This window comes from Pseudomonas sp. UM16, assembly GCF_050312595.1.
Lineage (GTDB): Bacteria > Pseudomonadota > Gammaproteobacteria > Pseudomonadales > Pseudomonadaceae > Aquipseudomonas.
This window is the reverse complement of the sequence record NZ_JBNPJT010000001.1, coordinates 39,869-56,388: the sequence shown is the minus strand read 5'-3', so window position 1 is coordinate 56,388 and position 16,520 is coordinate 39,869. Positions and strand designations below refer to the sequence as shown.

Annotated in this window: 18 protein-coding genes; 10 read left to right on the top strand and 8 right to left on the bottom strand. The window is 60.8% G+C overall.

All coding sequences use genetic code 11. The features are described 5' to 3' along the window. The first annotated feature begins 184 nt into the window (after positions 1-184). From ACQRAX_RS00290 to ACQRAX_RS00280, 3 genes are read left to right on the top strand one after another with little or no spacing between them, the layout of a single operon-like run. Positions 185-2,197: a ribonucleoside triphosphate reductase gene (locus ACQRAX_RS00290; protein ID WP_412037734.1), complete on the top strand. Its 2,013-nt coding sequence runs from the start codon at positions 185-187 to the stop codon at positions 2,195-2,197. A gap of 32 nt (positions 2,198-2,229) precedes the next feature. Then, positions 2,230-2,397 (top strand): anaerobic ribonucleoside-triphosphate reductase, encoded by a 168-nt coding sequence (nrdD, locus tag ACQRAX_RS00285; RefSeq protein WP_412037735.1) that lies wholly within the window; start codon positions 2,230-2,232, stop codon positions 2,395-2,397. Continuing rightward, complete coding sequence (locus ACQRAX_RS00280) at positions 2,394-3,089, top strand: anaerobic ribonucleoside-triphosphate reductase activating protein (RefSeq protein ID WP_412037736.1); 696 nt, start codon at positions 2,394-2,396, stop codon at positions 3,087-3,089. The genes nrdD and ACQRAX_RS00280 overlap by 4 nt, the downstream gene beginning before the upstream one ends. A 20-nt stretch (positions 3,090-3,109) precedes the next feature. On the opposite strand, the gene ACQRAX_RS00275 is transcribed toward ACQRAX_RS00280, so the two are convergent. From ACQRAX_RS00275 to ACQRAX_RS00260, 4 genes are read right to left on the bottom strand one after another with little or no spacing between them, the layout of a single operon-like run. Continuing rightward, complete coding sequence (locus ACQRAX_RS00275; protein WP_412037737.1) at positions 3,110-4,489, bottom strand: 4Fe-4S binding protein; 1,380 nt, start codon at positions 4,487-4,489, stop codon at positions 3,110-3,112. Then, complete coding sequence (locus tag ACQRAX_RS00270; protein WP_412037738.1) at positions 4,477-5,331, bottom strand: FTR1 family iron permease; 855 nt, start codon at positions 5,329-5,331, stop codon at positions 4,477-4,479. Before ACQRAX_RS00270 ends, ACQRAX_RS00275 begins: the two co-directional genes overlap by 13 nt. A 21-nt stretch (positions 5,332-5,352) precedes the next feature. After that, positions 5,353-5,727, bottom strand: coding sequence for a cupredoxin domain-containing protein (locus ACQRAX_RS00265; protein WP_412037739.1), 375 nt, complete (start codon positions 5,725-5,727; stop codon positions 5,353-5,355). Continuing rightward, positions 5,727-6,257 (bottom strand): iron transporter, encoded by a 531-nt coding sequence (locus ACQRAX_RS00260; protein ID WP_412037740.1) that lies wholly within the window; start codon positions 6,255-6,257, stop codon positions 5,727-5,729. The genes ACQRAX_RS00265 and ACQRAX_RS00260 overlap by 1 nt, the downstream gene beginning before the upstream one ends. 197 nt (positions 6,258-6,454) lie before the next feature. On the opposite strand from ACQRAX_RS00260, the gene ACQRAX_RS00255 reads away from it, so the two are divergent. Further along, on the top strand, positions 6,455-6,670 hold the full coding sequence (locus tag ACQRAX_RS00255; RefSeq protein WP_412037741.1) for a DUF3079 domain-containing protein: 216 nt from the start codon (positions 6,455-6,457) through the stop codon (positions 6,668-6,670). Positions 6,671-6,701: 31 nt separating this feature from the next. On the opposite strand, the gene ACQRAX_RS00250 is transcribed toward ACQRAX_RS00255, so the two are convergent. From ACQRAX_RS00250 to ACQRAX_RS00235, 4 genes are all read right to left on the bottom strand, one after another. Further along, on the bottom strand, positions 6,702-6,950 hold the full coding sequence (locus tag ACQRAX_RS00250) for a hypothetical protein (RefSeq protein WP_045179753.1): 249 nt from the start codon (positions 6,948-6,950) through the stop codon (positions 6,702-6,704). Positions 6,951-7,090: 140 nt separating this feature from the next. Next, positions 7,091-8,305: a DUF1835 domain-containing protein gene (locus ACQRAX_RS00245; protein ID WP_412037742.1), complete on the bottom strand. Its 1,215-nt coding sequence runs from the start codon at positions 8,303-8,305 to the stop codon at positions 7,091-7,093. A 222-nt stretch (positions 8,306-8,527) separates the two neighbouring features. Then, entirely contained in the window at positions 8,528-8,860 is a 333-nt protein-coding gene (locus tag ACQRAX_RS00240; protein WP_412037743.1) for a YegP family protein, read from the bottom strand. Between the two features lie 218 nt (positions 8,861-9,078). Next, positions 9,079-9,408 (bottom strand): hypothetical protein, encoded by a 330-nt coding sequence (locus tag ACQRAX_RS00235; RefSeq protein ID WP_412037744.1) that lies wholly within the window; start codon positions 9,406-9,408, stop codon positions 9,079-9,081. 191 nt (positions 9,409-9,599) lie between these two features. Here ACQRAX_RS00235 and ACQRAX_RS00230 point away from each other — a divergent pair, with 191 nt between their 5' ends. The 6 genes from ACQRAX_RS00230 to ACQRAX_RS00205 all read left to right on the top strand — a co-directional run bounded on the left by ACQRAX_RS00230 (position 9,600) and on the right by ACQRAX_RS00205 (position 16,400). Further along, positions 9,600-10,553: a TAXI family TRAP transporter solute-binding subunit gene (locus ACQRAX_RS00230; RefSeq protein ID WP_412037745.1), complete on the top strand. Its 954-nt coding sequence runs from the start codon at positions 9,600-9,602 to the stop codon at positions 10,551-10,553. Positions 10,554-10,638: 85 nt separating this feature from the next. Next, positions 10,639-12,663 carry a TRAP transporter permease gene (locus tag ACQRAX_RS00225; protein WP_412037746.1) on the top strand — a complete coding sequence of 675 codons (2,025 nt, stop codon included), beginning with the start codon at positions 10,639-10,641 and terminating at the stop codon, positions 12,661-12,663. Beyond that, the gene (locus tag ACQRAX_RS00220; protein ID WP_412037747.1) at positions 12,660-13,085 is read left to right on the top strand and encodes a DUF1850 domain-containing protein; all 426 of its coding nucleotides are present in this window, start codon (positions 12,660-12,662) and stop codon (positions 13,083-13,085) included. The genes ACQRAX_RS00225 and ACQRAX_RS00220 overlap by 4 nt, the downstream gene beginning before the upstream one ends. Positions 13,086-13,204: 119 nt before the next feature. After that, the gene (locus tag ACQRAX_RS00215; RefSeq protein ID WP_412037748.1) at positions 13,205-14,581 is read left to right on the top strand and encodes a pyridoxal-phosphate dependent enzyme; all 1,377 of its coding nucleotides are present in this window, start codon (positions 13,205-13,207) and stop codon (positions 14,579-14,581) included. Continuing rightward, positions 14,578-15,756: a trans-sulfuration enzyme family protein gene (locus ACQRAX_RS00210; RefSeq protein ID WP_412037749.1), complete on the top strand. Its 1,179-nt coding sequence runs from the start codon at positions 14,578-14,580 to the stop codon at positions 15,754-15,756. The genes ACQRAX_RS00215 and ACQRAX_RS00210 overlap by 4 nt, the downstream gene beginning before the upstream one ends. A gap of 134 nt (positions 15,757-15,890) precedes the next feature. Next, positions 15,891-16,400, top strand: coding sequence for a GNAT family N-acetyltransferase (locus tag ACQRAX_RS00205; protein ID WP_412037750.1), 510 nt, complete (start codon positions 15,891-15,893; stop codon positions 16,398-16,400). The last annotated feature ends 120 nt before the right edge of the window (positions 16,401-16,520 follow it).

Here is a 16,520-nt window from a genome sequence, read left to right as displayed (position 1 = left end):
CCTTATCGCCGGCAAGACCGGCCCCACAGAATCTGTGCACGACAGCAGCCTCCTGCTTCTGATAGTTGAACAACCCAGCAATCTTGATATCAATCAATTCCTCCTGACGCGTTTATCCGTAGCCTGCACTGCATATTGTGTTTGTTAAATCATTAAGCACCTATATGTAGTGTTTGGAGGGTAAATGCACAGCACGTTGATCAGAGAGGGTCACAACCAGTTGCACAAGCGCGACGGCAGTCTGGTTGCTTTCGATGCCGACAAGATCCGCCACGCCTTGATCGCCGCCGGCAAGGCCACCGGCGAGTACGCCGAAGCCGAGGCCGACGGTTTGCTCGCGGCAGTGTTGGCTCACCTGGAAGGTCTTTCACGGCTCCACGTCGAGCAGGTTCAGGACCGGGTCGAGCGGGTGCTGATGGACGCTGGCCACTTCCTCTCGCTACGCGCCTACATTGTCTACCGCGAACAACACGGGCGCCTGCGCCGCGACCGCAAGACCCTGGTCGAGGTCGCCGCCTCGATGAATGAATACCTCAACCGAGAAGACTGGCGGGTTCAGGCCAATGCCAATCAGGGCTACTCCCTCGGTGGCCTGGTGCTCAACGTGTCTGGCAAGGTCACTGCCAACTACTGGCTGGACGAGGTCTACAGCGAAGCCATCGGCCTTGCCCACCGCGAGGCCGACCTGCATATCCATGACCTGGACATGCTCGCCGGCTATTGCGCCGGCTGGTCGCTGCGCACACTGCTGCATGAAGGCCTCAACGGCGTACCCGGACGGGTCGAAGCCGGCCCGCCCAAACACTTGAGCAGCGCCCTCGGGCAGATGGTCAACTTCCTGGGTACGCTGCAGAACGAATGGGCCGGCGCTCAGGCCTTCAGCTCGTTCGACACCTACCTGGCGCCCTATGTACGCAAGGACCAGCTCAGCTACGACGAGGTGCGTCAGGCGATCCAGGAGTTCATCTACAACCTCAACGTGCCGTCACGCTGGGGCACCCAAACACCGTTTACCAACCTGACCTTCGACTGGGTGTGCCCGGAGGATCTACGTGAACAGATCCCGGTGATCGGCAGCGAAGAAATGCCCTTTGCCTATGGCGAGCTGCAGGCCGAGATGGACCTGCTCAACCGAGCCTATATCGAAGTGATGCAGGCGGGCGATGCCAAGGGGCGAGTGTTCACCTTCCCGATTCCGACTTACAACATCACCCATGATTTTCCCTGGGACAGCGACAACGCCGAGCGCCTGTTCGAGATGACCGCGCGCTACGGTCTGCCGTATTTCCAGAACTTCCTCAACTCCGACATGTTGCCCAATCAGGTGCGTTCGATGTGCTGTCGTTTGCAGTTGGATGTGCGTGAACTGCTCAAGCGTGGTGGTGGCCTGTTCGGTTCGGCAGAGCAGACCGGATCGCTGGGCGTGGTGACCATCAATTGTGCGCGTCTGGGCTACTTGTACAAGGGGGATAGCAGCGGCCTGCTGCAGCGCCTGGACATGCTGATGGAATTGGCCAAGCAGAGCCTGGAGGTCAAACGCAAGGTGATCCAGCATCACATGGATGCTGGCTTGTACCCGTACACCAAACGCTACCTTGGCACCTTGCGCAATCACTTTTCCACCATCGGCGTTAACGGCCTGCATGAAATGCTGCGCAATTTCAGCGACGAGCAGATGGGCCTGCACACTGAGCAAGGGCGGCGCTTTGTCGCGAATCTGCTGGACCATGTTCGCGCCACGCTGGTGCGATTCCAGGAGGAAACCGGTCACCTGTACAACCTCGAAGCGACCCCGGCCGAAGGCACCACTTACCGCTTCGCCAAAGAGGACCGCAAGCGCTTCCCCGACATTCTTCAGGCCGGTTGCAGTCAGGCGCCGTACTACACCAACTCCTCGCAACTGCCGGTGGGCTTCACCGATGACCCCTTCGAGGCGCTGGAACTGCAGGATGAACTGCAGTGCAAGTACACCGGCGGCACGGTATTGCACCTGTACATGGCCGAGCGGATCTCTTCGGCCCAAGTCTGTAAACAACTGGTGCGCAAAGCCCTGGGGCGCTTTCGCCTGCCGTACTTGACCATAACCCCGACCTTTTCCATCTGCCCGGTACACGGCTACCTGGATGGCGAACACGAGTTTTGCCCCAAGTGCGACGAAGCCCTGTTGCTGGCGCCGCAGGCCGGCAGTGTTCACTGATTTCGTTTTTCTCAACCGCAAGGAGCTAGATCATGACCGCACAACCAACCCTGCCTGTAGCACAACGCCAACGCTGCGAAGTCTGGACCCGAGTGATGGGCTATCACCGCCCGGTCTCGGCATTCAACCCGGGCAAACAGGCCGAGCACGCTGAGCGCCAACATTTCAACGAACGTACGGCAGCCGTTGGGGAGCAATGAGCCGACAACTGCGGGTCGGGGGCATGGTGCCCCTGACCACCCTCGACTATCCCGGCAAGTTGGCCTGTGTGTTGTTTTGCCAGGGCTGTGCCTGGCGTTGCCGTTACTGCCACAACCCGCAGTTGATCCCGCCACGCGGCGCAGAAGAAATTGCCTGGCCGCAGGTACTGAGGTTCCTTGAACGCCGCCAGGGTCTGCTTGATGCGGTGGTCTTCAGTGGCGGCGAAGCCACCTTGCAAGACAGCCTGCCGCAGGCCATGGCCCAAGTCCGGCAGATGGGCTTCGGCGTTGGCCTGCACAGTGCTGGCATCAAGCCGGCTGCTTTCGCCCGGGCGTTGCCGGGGGTGGACTGGGTCGGCTTTGACGTCAAGGCTTTGGCCGAGGAGTGTGCGCTGATTACCCAGGTTCAGGGCAGTGGCGTGGCCAACTGGCGCAGCCTGGAAATGCTGTTGGCCAGTGGCGTGGACTATGAGTGTCGGACAACCGTGCATTGGCAGTTGATCGACCCGTCACGGCTGTTGACCCTGGCCCAGCGCTTGAGCGAGCGAGGGGTCAAGCATTTCGTCGTTCAACAGGTGCGCACGGCAACGATGCTTGATTCGCAATTGTCGAGGCTGTCGGTGGCCAACGCGCTGCCAGTACTGTGGGACACCCTCGGTAACTTGTTTCCACGGTTTGAGCTACGTGGCTAACCGGTGGCCCGCTTGAATCTCTAGAGCCACCCCCAAAACTGCAACCACCAACCTGCGCCCACCGCGGCGATGCCTGCCAGCATGCACAGGCTGGCGGCGCAGCGCCGGGGCAAGGTGATGTTTTGCTGGGCCAGCAGCGTCCACGCCAAGTAGCCGCTCCAGGTCATGGCGGCGATCAACAGTAGCGCCCGTGCCGGCTGCACCCAATCAAGCAGCAACCCTTCATAGCGCAGCAGTTTCACCGTGGTCGCCGACAAACCGAGAAACAGCCCGGCAGCGCCAAGCGGTGTGAGGCTCAAGCTCAACGGCCCATACAGGGCGGGTGTGCCCGCCAGGCGTGCTGCCAGGCGCAGCAACACCCACAAACCGCCGCCCAACAACAGCGCGGTGGCGCCCAGGTACAGGCTGATACCGAAGCCGTCGAGCCAACTGAAACTGTCGTTGAGTTGCGGGTAGTGGGTCAGCAGCCACCAGGGCGCATTGTCTTCCAGCGGCCAGAACACATCGTGGGCCACCAGCCACTGCGCCAGGGACTGTTTGAGGGCGATGAACCATGGGCTGACTGTCCACTGAAAGGCGCCCATGGCCAAGCCGATGACGCCGAACAACAGCAAGCGGCTATCCCAGGGCGAAGGGGTGCGGTTAGCTGACTGCAGGATCTCTCGATTACCCGAGCGGGCGATCAGTTGTACTGCGCCACGTTGTCCGCTGCAGCGGCCGCAGGCGTGGCATTCGCTGGCGCCTTGCAGGCGACGGATATCCAGCAGCGGCGCACAGTTGGGCGGTGGCAGTCGCAGTGCGTTGTTGTCCTTCCAGCGCTGTTCGTCGACCTGAAAGTGTACCGGGGCCAAGCGCGCGAGCAGGGCGAAGACACCACTGACCGGGCACAAGTATCGACACCACACACGCTTGCCGCGAGCAAACAATAAACCGATACCAATGGCCGCCACGGTCGAACCGCCCAGAATCAACAAGGCAGCCTGGGCGTAGTCGTAGACACTGATCAGTTGGCCGTAGAGGGTGGTCAGGCAGAACGCCAAGGTTGGCCAGCCGCCCCAGCGTATCCAGCGCGGCACGCCCATGCCCTTGCCATACTGGCTGGCCCATTCGCTCAGCGAACCTTCCGGGCACAACACGCCGCACCACAGCCGCCCAAACAGCACGATCGACAATAATACGAACGGCCACCAGATGCCCCAGAACAGGAACTGGGCGAACAGGGTCAGGTTATCCAGCATCCGTGCCTGGCTGTCTGGCAACGGCAGCAGTGCCGGGAGCACCAGCAGCAGAGCGTAGAACAGTACAACCGTCCACTGCAGCGTACGAATCACGCCTGCATGGCGGCGCATGCCATCCCCCACACGTTGCAACCAGCGATTGTGCAGGCTCAGGCTGGACATGGGGCGACGCCTGTTTTGCGTTGGATCAGCCAGCTACCCACGCTCAGCCAGTAGCCGCCCAGTACGAGTAAGGCCAAGGCACTGGGCGTGGCCCGGTAACCCGCGAAACCTGCGAAAAAGGCGCCCAGGCCCTGGCTGTCGCTGAGCAGTGCACTGCTGTCCCAGAGGGCATCGCCGACCAGGCTATAGGCCATTTCCGGCAACTCCATGGCCAATAACTGGCCGCCGATCCGTTCGGCAGCGCTGACCAGCAAGGCTGAGCCGAGCAACAGCAAAACCACCTCACTCAGGCCGAAGAAGCGTCGCCAGGAAATCAACCGTCGACTGCTGTGCAACAGGGCTACGGTCAGCCCCGACAGCAATAGCCCGGCGATGCCTCCGACGGCAAAGAGGCCCAATTGTTCGCCGTGCAAGCGAGCCCCGGCACCATACAGAAAGACCACCGTTTCGCTGCCTTCACGACTGACCGCCAGCATCGCCAGCAGCAACAGCCCGACACCGCCCTGACGGGCCAGTTGCTGGTCGGCATGACGCCTCAGGTTGTCTTTGAGGGTGCGCGCGTGGCGGTGCATCCAGCCGACCATCTGCACCATCAGCACGCTGGCCAGCAAGGCCAGGGCAGCTTGAAACCATTCACTGGTGCTACCGCTCATGGCTTCGCCGGCAAACAGGATGAGTACCGCCAGCAAGGCCGAGAGCAGTACACCGAGGGCGACGCCTGTCCACAGAAACTTGAGCAGACGCTCGCCGCGCGCTTGCTGGCTGGCCCAGGCCTGGAGAATGCCGATCACCAGCAGGGCCTCGACGCTTTCGCGCCAGACGATAAACAGAGCTTGATTCATGAATACTCCCTGCACCTGCGGCTAGTGCGCGAGGATGGCGCCTTCGGGCAGTTGCGGATTGAACTCGTCGAAGAACGGATAGCGCCCAGGCCGTAGCGGGTGAATGACAACAAAGGTGGTCACCCCCGGTGACAGCACTTTCTCCACCCGCAAAGGCGTGCTTTCGAACTCGGCCGGGCCTTCACCCTGATTCTTCAGAATGATCTTGAAGCGCTGGCCGGCCGGCACTTCGAGCACCGCAGGGGTGAAATGACCGTCGCGCAGGATCAGTTCATAACTGGGCAACGGCGCTGCTGTCAGCGAGGACGTGGCCCCAGCCAGGATCAACCAGGCCAAACGCCGGTGCAGGTGGGCAACCCCCCTGCGGCCGGCGTCAACGGGCAGTGACCTAGTCATCAGTAACCGCCTTTCTTGCCAATGCCGGCATAGACGAAGGCGTAGTGCAATTCGCAGCGTTCAAACCATGGCTCGACGCCGGTCTCCTTATCGGTATGGCGTCCGAGGGAGGCATGGCCGCTGGGCGGCAGGACGGTGAACGTCAGTTGGTACTTACCTGGCCCTTGCAGCTTGACGTTGTCGCCATAGTGCGGGCCGTCGTTGGCGACCATGGCATGGAAGTCACCGCTGATCGGGGTGTCGCCGCCTTGTTTCTGCAGGCTGAAGGCGACCCTGAGGTAGGGTACGAAACTGCCTTCCTGAAAGCCTTGGCGGTTGTCTGCCAAGGCGCGGATATCGGCTTCCAGGTGGATGTCGGAATCGGCGGTGGCACGCATCATCCCTGCTGGCGCCATTTCGATCGGCTGTAGGTACACCGCACCGACTTCCAGGCCCGGGCACAGTTGCGGTTCGCCAATGGGGTATTCCTTGGCCTGGGCCAGCGGGGTGATCAGGAGCAAGGCAAGTGACAGCGAGAAGGGGGTACGCATGACGTCTTCCTGGGTGCTGAGGAGAGAGGGCCCAAGTCTAGGAAGGTGTCGCGTGAATAATAATGATTATTATCAATTTTACCGGTGATACGCCGGACTCGCCCAAGCGTGTGGGCTGTTATTGATCTGCATCAAGGGAATGCTGCCGGTGGCGCGCTAGGTTTAACGGGCTGCTCCCGCCAATTTGGGGAATTTCCATGGCCAAACCCTTTCCCATCAATCCCAAGCATCCCGAGCGAATCTGTTGGGGCTGTGACCGCTATTGCGCAACCAACGCACTGGCCTGCGGCAACGGAGCCGACCGCACCATGCATCCGGCCGAAATGCTCGGTGACGATTGGTACCTGCATGGCGACTGGGGGATCGAGCCGCCTGCCAGCACTGACTCGCTGGAAAACCAGGGGCCCACATAGGTCGAGCCCCCGCAGATCATTGCAGACTGGATCAGAACAGCTGTTGACGTTTGTCCAGCTGCTGATCGACCAGCCATTTACCGTGGGCCAGTGACGCATGCTGGGCATTGTCCAGGTCTGCCAGGTACGCCATTTTCAGCGGTAACGGCAGGCGCCGACTGGTGTGTCCTTCAGGATCGGTAATCAGGCAACCGCCAGCAAAGGGGGTAGGGATGCCATCGTGGGTTTCGACACTGGCGGTGATGGTGTGATTGCGATGCACGCATTGAAGGGTTTTCATCGTCCTGACCTCTCTGCTGTGGTATCGAACGTTACGGGTTCCTCGCTCAGGGTGCAGGCAGGGCTGCTCTTTCGGGTATACCACAGCAGCGGCCCGAGGTGGTCCGGACCGACGAACGTGCGCGTTTGCCAATGCGTCGTCTACGAAGGTTCCCGCCACACCGGCCAGAGGTCCTCGTCCAGCGCCCAGTGCCCTTGCCCAGCGCGTAAACACACGCCGCCGACCCAACGTTCAGGTGCTGATTGCTCCAGCCAGTAAGCCTCGCCTGCCAATACCCGCTGCGCTAAGGCCGTCAGCTTCAGCGTCCGTTTTGGCCATTCCAGCTCGGGTTGGGTTTCGGTGATCAACGGGGTTGGCGCGTCAATCAACGGCCGCAGCAAGGCATGGAACATCATGTCGCCGAGATAGGGCAATGGTTCACGCTTTGCCATCAATTCGGCAAACACGCGCGCGAAGGGGACTTCGCCAAACTCAGCGATAATCTGCAACGACAGCCGCTCACTCAGCGACAGGCCATCGCTCAAGCTTGGCAGCTCCTGCAGTTGGCGCAGCAGCGCCGGTGCCAGCAACGGCAAGGCCAGGTCCTGGCGGTGCGCCAGTTGTGCCCAGGCTTCGGGGGAGGGCGCGCAGTAAGCGCTCCAGGCCTGTCGTGCAAGCTGCTGCATCGCTTCACTGACGGCTTGACGCTGTGGCCACAGCCAGGCCAATACATCCGGTGCCAGTTGCCCGATACCGATAAAACGTTGCACGCCGGGCATCCGGTCGATCTGGATCAGTTCCAGCCGTGGCGGCAGCCGTTGCAGGCTGGCCAGCAGGCGAATCAGAAACAATTGATCGTAGGCGTCGGCTTCGCACCAGAGCACGGCGCGCGGGCAATCGCTCAGCAGCGACAACTGACGGTACTCATCCGCCATTCTTTGTAGCACCTGGGCGCGCTCAAGGCCGTAGGCCTGGCTGATGTAGTCGCTGCGCAGGCGGTAGTAGTGGTCACTCGGCAAATCGCGTACCGGCCCCATGCACAGCGGATCGCTGAGCATGTGAAACGCCCCACTAAAGCCGGCCAGGCGCAAGCTGTGACTGATGTCGTTACCGCAACGCCAGTGTTGGCTGCGTGCTTCATCGTCGGCGACGAACTGGGGGTGGCGAGCGGCAAAATCGATGGCGTCGATATGGGCCTTGAGCTTGGGCCAGCTGGCAAAGCCCAGGTCGCGAGCGATTAGGCGTTGAGCATCGGCCAGACATGGCGCGGGTGCAGCGCCCAAGCGCAGGTGCTGGAGCAATTGTTTGGCGCGCTTGCGCTGTTGTTCAAGGTTGATGCGGCCATCTTCGGACGGCGATGACAGTCGAGCGGACATACGAACTCCTTGTGCGAGCCTTGTCCGCTGTCAGGCCGGGAGTCGTAGTGAGAATGCCTGGGTTACAGTCCTGGGCGCAGCCCTTTCCGCGGACGGGGGGCGTGGATGACGCCGGCTGCGACTATAGGCCGGGTGTGGGGTAAATGGCAATGCGCATGGGCGCTAAAAAAGGACGGATCCCCTGTGAACACTCGCACGGGTATTCACAGGGGACTCGTGCACTTAAGTGAGATCTTTGATGGTCTTGCTGGCGCCATTGGTCTTCACCGAGGCGATGCCGGCATCACGCGATTGTGTCGTGGCGTACATCTGGCTGGTGCCGATGATCTGGTGATTGGCGGCCTTGAGATTGAAATGAAATTTGCCGTTGCTGGCCTCTTTCTTCTCATAGCGCTCGTCGCTACCACTGTTGCTCTGAACTGAAGCAATGCCGCTTTCGGCAGAGGCCTTGGCCTTGTACAACTCACTGGTAAGAATCGTTTCGCCGTTGCCTGCCTTGAGGACAAAGCGGTACTGACCGTCACTGCTGTTGCTTAACTCGAACCATCCAGCCATGGGAACTCCTTATTTCGCAGATAAGCCTGGGTACGCTGCTTGCGTGCTTGCATGCAGTGACCAGTGAGTATGGTGGGCTTTGTGCGCTTGTCCAATGACGCTGGCGGTGCGCATTACCTGTGATGTGCGGCCACGCGCCTGCCGAAATACTGTGGTGCACTATCCATCCGCTAAAACGTCCAGAACAAATAACCGAGGATCATACCTCGGCCACGCTGTCAGCGGCGTGCGAGGGCATGCTGGGTGCATTGCTCGAAATAGGTCTGCTTGATGGCCGCAGGTTTGAGACGTGACTGGCTGTTGTAGGTCTGCTCGGTGATGCCCATGGCGGTCATGCGCATCCACGGCTTGGAGAACTTGCGTACCTGCAGGCGTTTGCGGGCCGAGTACAGGGTTACGCCCGAGAGCTTGGACTGCTGTGCGCCAGCGGCGATATCCGCGCCCCAGCTACACACATAGCGGTCATTCTGGCCCAGCGTTTTGGCCTGGGCGTCAAGTGACAGGGTGGCGAGAAAAAACGTTGCAAGGGTCAATCCATAAGCCCGCATGTACCAAACCTAAGCTATTGAAAGGAAAGCAAGTTTGCCAATACGCCAGAGGGCAGGGGGCCAGCAGTGAAGTTTTTTTGTCGCTGCTTTGCCATCTTTACTAACACCTTCAACGGCCTCCCTTCTGCCGTACGGCGCTTCCTCGTCTACATTGAAGTTTCCAATAATCATAACAACGACGGAGTTTCCCTATGCGACTGAGCAAGCGCCTGGGTCTGTTTGCCGCCGCTGCGGCCTTCACTGCAAGCACCGCGGCACTGGCCGCGCCAACCTTTATCAACATCCTCACCGGTGGCACCAGCGGGGTTTATTACCCGATTGGCGTGGGCTTGTCGCAGGTCTACAGTACGGGCATTGAAGGCGCCAAGACCTCGGTGCAAGCGACCAAGGCCTCAGTGGAAAATCTAAACCTGTTGCAGGCCGATCGCGGCGAACTTGCTTTGGCGTTGGCCGACTCGGTGGCGGATGCCTGGAATGGCGTCGAGGATGCAGGCTTCAAAGCACCGTTGAAAAAACTGCGGGCCATCGCCAGCACTTACCCCAATTACATTCAGGTAGTAGCCAGCGAAGAGTCGGGCATCAAGACCTTGGCTGACCTCAAGGGCAAGCGGATCTCGGTGGGGGCGCCCAAGTCCGGTACCGAGCTTAACGCACGGGCGATTTTCAAGGCTGCCGGGTTGTCCTATGAGGACATGGGCAAGGTCGAATACCTGCCTTATGCCGAGTCGGTGGAACTGATCAAGAACCGCCAGCTGGATGCCACCTTGCAGTCCTCAGGCCTGGGCATGGCCGCCATTCGCGACCTGGCTTCGACCATGAAGATCAACTTTGTCGCTATTCCCGCGGAGGTGGTGGCCAAGATCGGCAACCCAGCCTATCAGGCCGGCACCATCCCGGCGGGTACCTATGACGGTCAGGATGCTGACGTGCCGACGGTGGCGGTAGCCAATATCCTGGTCAGTCAGGAGAAGGTGTCCGATGAATTGGCCTATCAAATGACCAAGCTGATGTTCGAAAACCTCAATCGTCTGTCCACCGCTCATTCGGCAGCCAAAGACATCAAGCTCGAGACTGCGACGAAAAACCTGCCGATTCCGTTGCATCCAGGCGCAGAGCGTTACTTCAAGGAAAAAGGCGCACTGTAATCGACAGCGCATTCGCCGGTCGGGCCAGCTGGATAATGGCCCGACGTGTTGCAGGTTTGTGATTACCGCTACGAGGTAATGCCCCATGAGTGAGCAACCGCAGGGCCTGGCCGCCGCCGTTGGCAATTGGCCGAAAGCGTTGTTTTTCGTTGCCCTGGCTTTCACCACGTTCCAGATCATTACCGCCGCCTTTCACCCGGTGTCGACCCAGGTGCAGCGCGCCGGCCACGTTGGTTTTTTACTGATGCTGGTGTTTCTCAGTTATCCGGCATTGGGCAAAACCCGGCCGTTTCAGCCGGTGGCTTGGCTCCTGGCGCTGCTCGGTATGGGTACTGCGTTGTACCAGTGGTGGTTTGAGGGTGACCTGATCCAACGCTCAGGCGACCTGACCCAGACCGACATGCTGGTTGGGCTGATCCTGATTGCCATGGTATTTGAGGCCGCGCGGCGGGTGATGGGTATTGCCTTGCCCATTATTTGTGGGGTGTTTTTGGCCTATGGGTTGTTCGGCGAGTATTTGCCGGGGGAGCTGGCGCATCGCGGCTACGGCCTGGACCAGATCGTCAACCAGTTGTCTTTCGGCACTGAAGGCCTGTACGGCACGCCGACCTACGTGTCCGCTACTTATATCTTCCTGTTCATCCTGTTTGGCGCGTTTCTCGAACAGGCCGGCATGATCAAACTGTTTACTGATTTCTCCATGGGCCTGTTCGGTCACAAGGTGGGCGGGCCGGCCAAGGTCTCGGTGGTGTCTTCGGCGCTGATGGGCACCATCACCGGTTCTGGTGTAGCCAACGTGGTCACCACCGGCCAATTCACCATTCCGTTGATGAAGCGCTTTGGCTACCAACCAGCGTTCGCTGGCGGGGTGGAAGCCACGGCAAGCATGGGCAGCCAGATCATGCCGCCGGTCATGGGGGCGGTGGCGTTCATCATGGCCGAGACCATCAACGTGCCTTACGTCGAGGTGGCCAAGGCGGCGTTGATCCCGGCGCTGCTGTATTTCGGCTCGGTGTTCTGGATGGTGCACCTGGCCGCCAAGCGCGCCAACCTCAAGGGGCTGCCCAAGGACCAGTGCCCCAACCCCTGGGCGGCGGTACGCGAGCGTTGGTACTTGCTGATCCCTTTGTTTGTACTGGTCTACCTGCTGTTCTCGGGGCGTACGCCGTTATTCTCGGGTACTGTCGGCCTGGCCTTGACGGCGATCGTCATTCTCGGCTCCGCACTGATTCTGAAACTCTCGAACAATGCGCTGCGGGTGGCTTTCTGGATCGCTCTGGGCGTGTTGTGCGCGGGCTTTTTTCAACTGGGCATCGGGGTTATCTTTGCGGTCATTGCCGCCCTGGTAGTGGTCTGCTGGTTCATCAAAGGCGGGCGCGAGACCTTGCTGGTGTGTCTGCATGCGCTGGTTGAAGGTGCACGGCATGCTGTACCGGTGGGGATTGCATGTGCGCTGGTCGGGGTCATCATCGGCATCGTCAGCCTGACTGGCGTGGCCACCACCTTCGCTGGCTACATTCTTGCCATCGGGCAAGACAACCTGTTGCTGTCGTTGGTTCTGACGATGCTCACCTGCCTGGTGCTGGGCATGGGGATTCCGACCATTCCCAATTACATCATCACCAGCTCCATTGCTGCCCCGGCGCTGATGGAGCTGGGCGTTCCACTGATTGTCTCGCACATGTTTGTGTTCTATTTCGGCATCCTTGCCGATCTTACGCCACCGGTGGCGCTGGCCTGCTTTGCCGCTGCGCCGATTGCCCGCGAATCCGGTTTGAAGATCAGTCTGTGGGCGGTGCGTATTGCTGTCGCCGGTTTCGTCGTGCCGTACATGGCAGTGTACAACTCGGCGTTGATGCTCCAAGGCGACAGTGTGTGGATGAGTATTTACATGGTGTTCAAGGCGACTCTGGCCATCGGCCTTTGGGGGGCGGCGTCAATCGGACACCTGAACGCTCCTCTAGCCTGGTGGGAGCGTTTGCTGGCGTTCATTGCCGGTGGGTTTTTGATTCTGGCGCTGCCGATCACCGATGAGGTGGGTTTTGCCTTGAGCCTGCTGGTACTCGGCCAGCACCTGTGGCGCACTCGCAGGACCGAGGCGCTGGCATGATCGGACTGTGCCTGGGGCTGGCCGGGGTGGTATGGAGTGAGCTGGCGGTCAGCGACTTCACCTTGGCCTGGACTCACAGCATCGAGAAGATCCGCTGGGAGGAGGATTACCACGTTATGCCTGCGGGGTTACTGTTGGGCGAGGCGCGGGTCAAGGGTTCGGGGGCGGGCATGGAAATCCCCGATGGCGCGCAATTGCGCGACGGCAGTTGGCATTACCGGCGGCCATTGCCGCCGTTGCAACCCTTACGCCTGGGGCGTACGCCGCAGGCCGGGGACTACCAGCTGTGCATCGACACGCGTTGCCAGGCCCTGAGCCGCTGGCTGGGGCCACCGCAGGCCAGTCAACCGCAGGTGGAGTTGTGGAGTTGCGAAGTTGGCCGGCTGCGCGCCGGGGGCCCTGGCACTACCGATCAGCCATGAACGGTTGCGGCAAGCGCAAAGCGGGCCTATGGTCCAGACGAGGTCTTGCCTGGGAGGTAGCGCCGATCGGGTAGCGGTGGTTGCCGACCCAGCGCTGATTGCCGCTGCGAGGTGACGTTATGCCCAATGATTCTCGTCCGGCCGTGCTCGAACTGATCGGCAATACACCCCTGGTGCGTGTCAGTCGTTTCGATACCGGTCCTTGTACCTTGTTTCTCAAACTCGAATCGCAAAACCCTGGTGGCTCGATCAAAGATCGCATCGGCCTGGCCATGATCGATGCGGCCGAACGCGACGGACGCCTGCGCCCCGGCGGCACCATCGTTGAAGCCACTGCGGGCAATACCGGCCTGGGCCTGGCCTTGGTCGGTCGGGCCAAGGGCTATCGGGTGGTGCTGGTGGTGCCGGACAAGATGTCCACCGAGAAGGTCCTGCACCTCAAGGCAATGGGTGCCGAAGTGCACATTACCCGCTCCGATGTCGGCAAGGGCCATCCGGAGTATTACCAGGATGTGGCAGCGCGCCTGAGTAGCGAAATCCCTGAGGCGTTTTTCGCCGATCAGTTCAACAACCCGGCCAACCCTCTGGCGCACGAGTGCAGCACTGCTCCGGAAATCTGGGCGCAGATGCACCATGACGTTGATGCGATTGTCGTCGGCGTCGGTTCGGCAGGCACCTTGACCGGGCTGACCCGCTTCTTTCGCCGGGTGCAGCCCGACCTGGCGATGATCCTCGCCGATCCGCTCGGCTCGGTGGTGGCCGAGTACAGCCGCAGCGGCGCCATAGGCACACCCGGCGCCTGGGCGGTGGAGGGCATCGGTGAGGATTTCATTCCGTCGATTGCCGACCTCTCCAGCGTGCGCCAGGCCTATTCGATCAGCGATGAAGAGAGTTTCGACCATGCCCGTCAGTTGCTGCGTGCCGAAGGTATTCTCGGCGGCTCCTCGACCGGTACCTTGCTGGCTGCAGCGTTACGCTATTGCCGCGAGCAGCGCGAACCGAAACGGGTGGTCAGCTTTGTCTGCGACACCGGCACCCGTTACCTGTCGAAGGTCTACAACGACCAATGGATGACTGACCAGGGCCTGCTGCAGTTCAAGCATTATGGCGATTTACGCGATCTGATCGCCCGGCGTTTCGAAGATGGCCGGGTGATCAGTGTCGGGCCTGGCGACACGTTGCTCACGGCCTTCCAGCGCATGCGCCTAGCCGATGTCTCGCAACTGCCGGTGCTGGAGGGTGGGCAGCGGCTGGTCGGGGTGATCGACGAGTCCGACATTCTTGTCGGCATGCATGCCGACCCCACGCACTTTCGCCTGCCGGTTGCCAACGCCATGACCGACAAGCTGCAGACCCTGCCGCCCAATGCCAGCCTGGCTACACTGCAAGCGGAACTCGACCGTGGGCTGGTGGCGATTATCGCCGATGCCTCGGGCTTCTATGGCCTGATTACCCGCGTCGACATGCTCAACCACTTGCGCAGGTCCTTGCCATGAGCCAGCACGACGAAACCGCCGCGCCCCGCAGCTTTGCCACCCGCGTCATCCATGCCGGGCAAAGCCCGGACCCGTCTACCGGGGCTTTGATGCCGCCGATCTATGCCAACTCCACCTATGCCCAGCAGAGCCCTGGGGTGCACAAGGGCCTGGACTATGGCCGTTCGCACAACCCCACACGTTGGGCGCTGGAACGATGTGTCGCGGACCTTGAGGGTGGCACCCAGGCGTTCGCTTTTGCCTCGGGCCTGGCGACCATTGCCAACGTGCTCGAACTGCTGGATGCCGGCGCGCATATCGTCTCCGGCAATGACCTGTATGGCGGCACTTTCCGGCTTTTTGAACGGGTGCGCCGGCGCAGCGCCGGACACCGTTTCAGCTTTGTCGACCTCAGTGACCTGAAGGCGTTTGAAGCGGCGTTGCGAGACGACACCCGTATGGTCTGGATCGAGACGCCGAGCAACCCGTTGCTCAGTCTCACTGACCTGGTTGCGGTCGCCGAGCTGTGTCGCCAGCGCGGTATTCTCTGTGTTGCCGATAACACCTTTGCCAGCCCCTGGGTGCAGCGCCCGCTGGAGCTGGGTTTTGACATCGTCGTACATTCGACGACCAAGTACCTCAACGGCCACTCCGACGTTATCGGCGGGATTGCCGTGGTCGGACAGAACCCGGAACTGGCCGAGCGCCTGGGTTTTTTACAGAACGCGGTGGGGGCGATTGCCGGGCCGTTCGACGCCTTTCTGACCCTGCGAGGGGTGAAGACCCTGGCCCTGCGCATGGAGCGCCACTGCAGCAATGCCCTGGAGCTGGCGCATTGGCTGGAATGCCAGCCGCAGGTAGCGCGGGTTTACTACCCGGGCCTGGTCTCGCACCCTCAGCACGGCTTGGCTCGGCGCCAGATGCGAGGGTTCGGCGGGATGATTTCGATGGATCTCAACAGCGACCTGGCCGGTGCCAGGCGTTTTCTGGAAAGCGTCGGCATTTTTGCTCTCGCCGAGAGCCTGGGCGGGGTGGAAAGCCTGATCGAGCATCCGGCAATCATGACCCATGCCAGCATCCCGGCCGAAACCCGCGCACAGTTGGGGATCGGCGATGGGCTGGTGCGCCTGTCGGTGGGGGTGGAAGATGTCGAAGACCTGCGCGCGGACCTGGCCCAGGCCCTGGCGCGGGTGTGAATACGACATAGGCGCAGGGTCACGTGCAGGTTGATTGTCGGTCATCGGGTTACCTCCTGCTGGTATTGGTCAGCGGTTTTGTAAACAATAGCGCCCGCGAAAAACGCGCTATCTGTTTATTGACCGAGAAACCCATGCCTGCAATCCCTTTCACCGTCGAACTGCTGCAAACCGGCGCGGAACAAGCCGAAACGATTCGCAACCTGTACCAGTTCTACGCCTACGAGTCGTCGGATTGGGAGCAAGAGGATGTTGAGGTGGATGGCCGCTTCTACATCCACGAGGAACACCTGGGGCGTTACTGGCAAGCGCCGCAGTGGAGCGCCAACCTGATTCTGGTTGATGGCTTTATCGCGGGTTTTCTGCTGGTCGAGCGCAGCGAGCTACCGGCACTCAATGCCCTGGAATTGGCGGACCTGTTCATCCTCAAACGGTACCGGCGCAAAGGTATCGGTCGTGCCGTGGCCAGCCAGGTGCTGACCAGCGGGGAGAACGACTGGCTGGTGCGTTTCTATGATCAGGACGAAACCGCCCAGGCCTTCTGGCGTACAGTGTTGGACAACCTGCCACGGCCGGTCCGCACCATTGAACTGGATGACGAACCTGAGCTGCTCAGTTACCTGGTCACTCGCGCATTGCATTGAATGGCTTCAGCCAGGCTAGCCAAGGCTGACGCTGTCCTGTTCCATTTGCGCACGCCACGCAACCCGGTCAGCCAACAGCACCTACTATGTGATGCAGGGAAGAAAGCTAATGGCAGGGTG

Excerpts from the sequence above, each read along its gene's own strand:
- ACQRAX_RS00290 (WP_412037734.1), top strand. The coding sequence starts at position 185 with ATGCACAGCACGTTGATCAGAGAGGGTCACAACCAGTTGCACAAGCGC.
- nrdD (WP_412037735.1), top strand. The coding sequence starts at position 2,230 with ATGACCGCACAACCAACCCTGCCTGTAGCACAACGCCAACGCTGCGAA.
- ACQRAX_RS00280 (WP_412037736.1), top strand. The coding sequence starts at position 2,394 with ATGAGCCGACAACTGCGGGTCGGGGGCATGGTGCCCCTGACCACCCTC.
- ACQRAX_RS00275 (WP_412037737.1), bottom strand. The coding sequence starts at position 4,489 with ATGTCCAGCCTGAGCCTGCACAATCGCTGGTTGCAACGTGTGGGGGAT.
- ACQRAX_RS00270 (WP_412037738.1), bottom strand. The coding sequence starts at position 5,331 with ATGAATCAAGCTCTGTTTATCGTCTGGCGCGAAAGCGTCGAGGCCCTG.
- ACQRAX_RS00265 (WP_412037739.1), bottom strand. The coding sequence starts at position 5,727 with ATGACTAGGTCACTGCCCGTTGACGCCGGCCGCAGGGGGGTTGCCCAC.
- ACQRAX_RS00260 (WP_412037740.1), bottom strand. The coding sequence starts at position 6,257 with ATGCGTACCCCCTTCTCGCTGTCACTTGCCTTGCTCCTGATCACCCCG.
- ACQRAX_RS00255 (WP_412037741.1), top strand. The coding sequence starts at position 6,455 with ATGGCCAAACCCTTTCCCATCAATCCCAAGCATCCCGAGCGAATCTGT.
- ACQRAX_RS00250 (WP_045179753.1), bottom strand. The coding sequence starts at position 6,950 with ATGAAAACCCTTCAATGCGTGCATCGCAATCACACCATCACCGCCAGT.
- ACQRAX_RS00245 (WP_412037742.1), bottom strand. The coding sequence starts at position 8,305 with ATGTCCGCTCGACTGTCATCGCCGTCCGAAGATGGCCGCATCAACCTT.
- ACQRAX_RS00240 (WP_412037743.1), bottom strand. The coding sequence starts at position 8,860 with ATGGCTGGATGGTTCGAGTTAAGCAACAGCAGTGACGGTCAGTACCGC.
- ACQRAX_RS00235 (WP_412037744.1), bottom strand. The coding sequence starts at position 9,408 with ATGCGGGCTTATGGATTGACCCTTGCAACGTTTTTTCTCGCCACCCTG.
- ACQRAX_RS00230 (WP_412037745.1), top strand. The coding sequence starts at position 9,600 with ATGCGACTGAGCAAGCGCCTGGGTCTGTTTGCCGCCGCTGCGGCCTTC.
- ACQRAX_RS00225 (WP_412037746.1), top strand. The coding sequence starts at position 10,639 with ATGAGTGAGCAACCGCAGGGCCTGGCCGCCGCCGTTGGCAATTGGCCG.
- ACQRAX_RS00220 (WP_412037747.1), top strand. The coding sequence starts at position 12,660 with ATGATCGGACTGTGCCTGGGGCTGGCCGGGGTGGTATGGAGTGAGCTG.
- ACQRAX_RS00215 (WP_412037748.1), top strand. The coding sequence starts at position 13,205 with ATGCCCAATGATTCTCGTCCGGCCGTGCTCGAACTGATCGGCAATACA.
- ACQRAX_RS00210 (WP_412037749.1), top strand. The coding sequence starts at position 14,578 with ATGAGCCAGCACGACGAAACCGCCGCGCCCCGCAGCTTTGCCACCCGC.
- ACQRAX_RS00205 (WP_412037750.1), top strand. The coding sequence starts at position 15,891 with ATGCCTGCAATCCCTTTCACCGTCGAACTGCTGCAAACCGGCGCGGAA.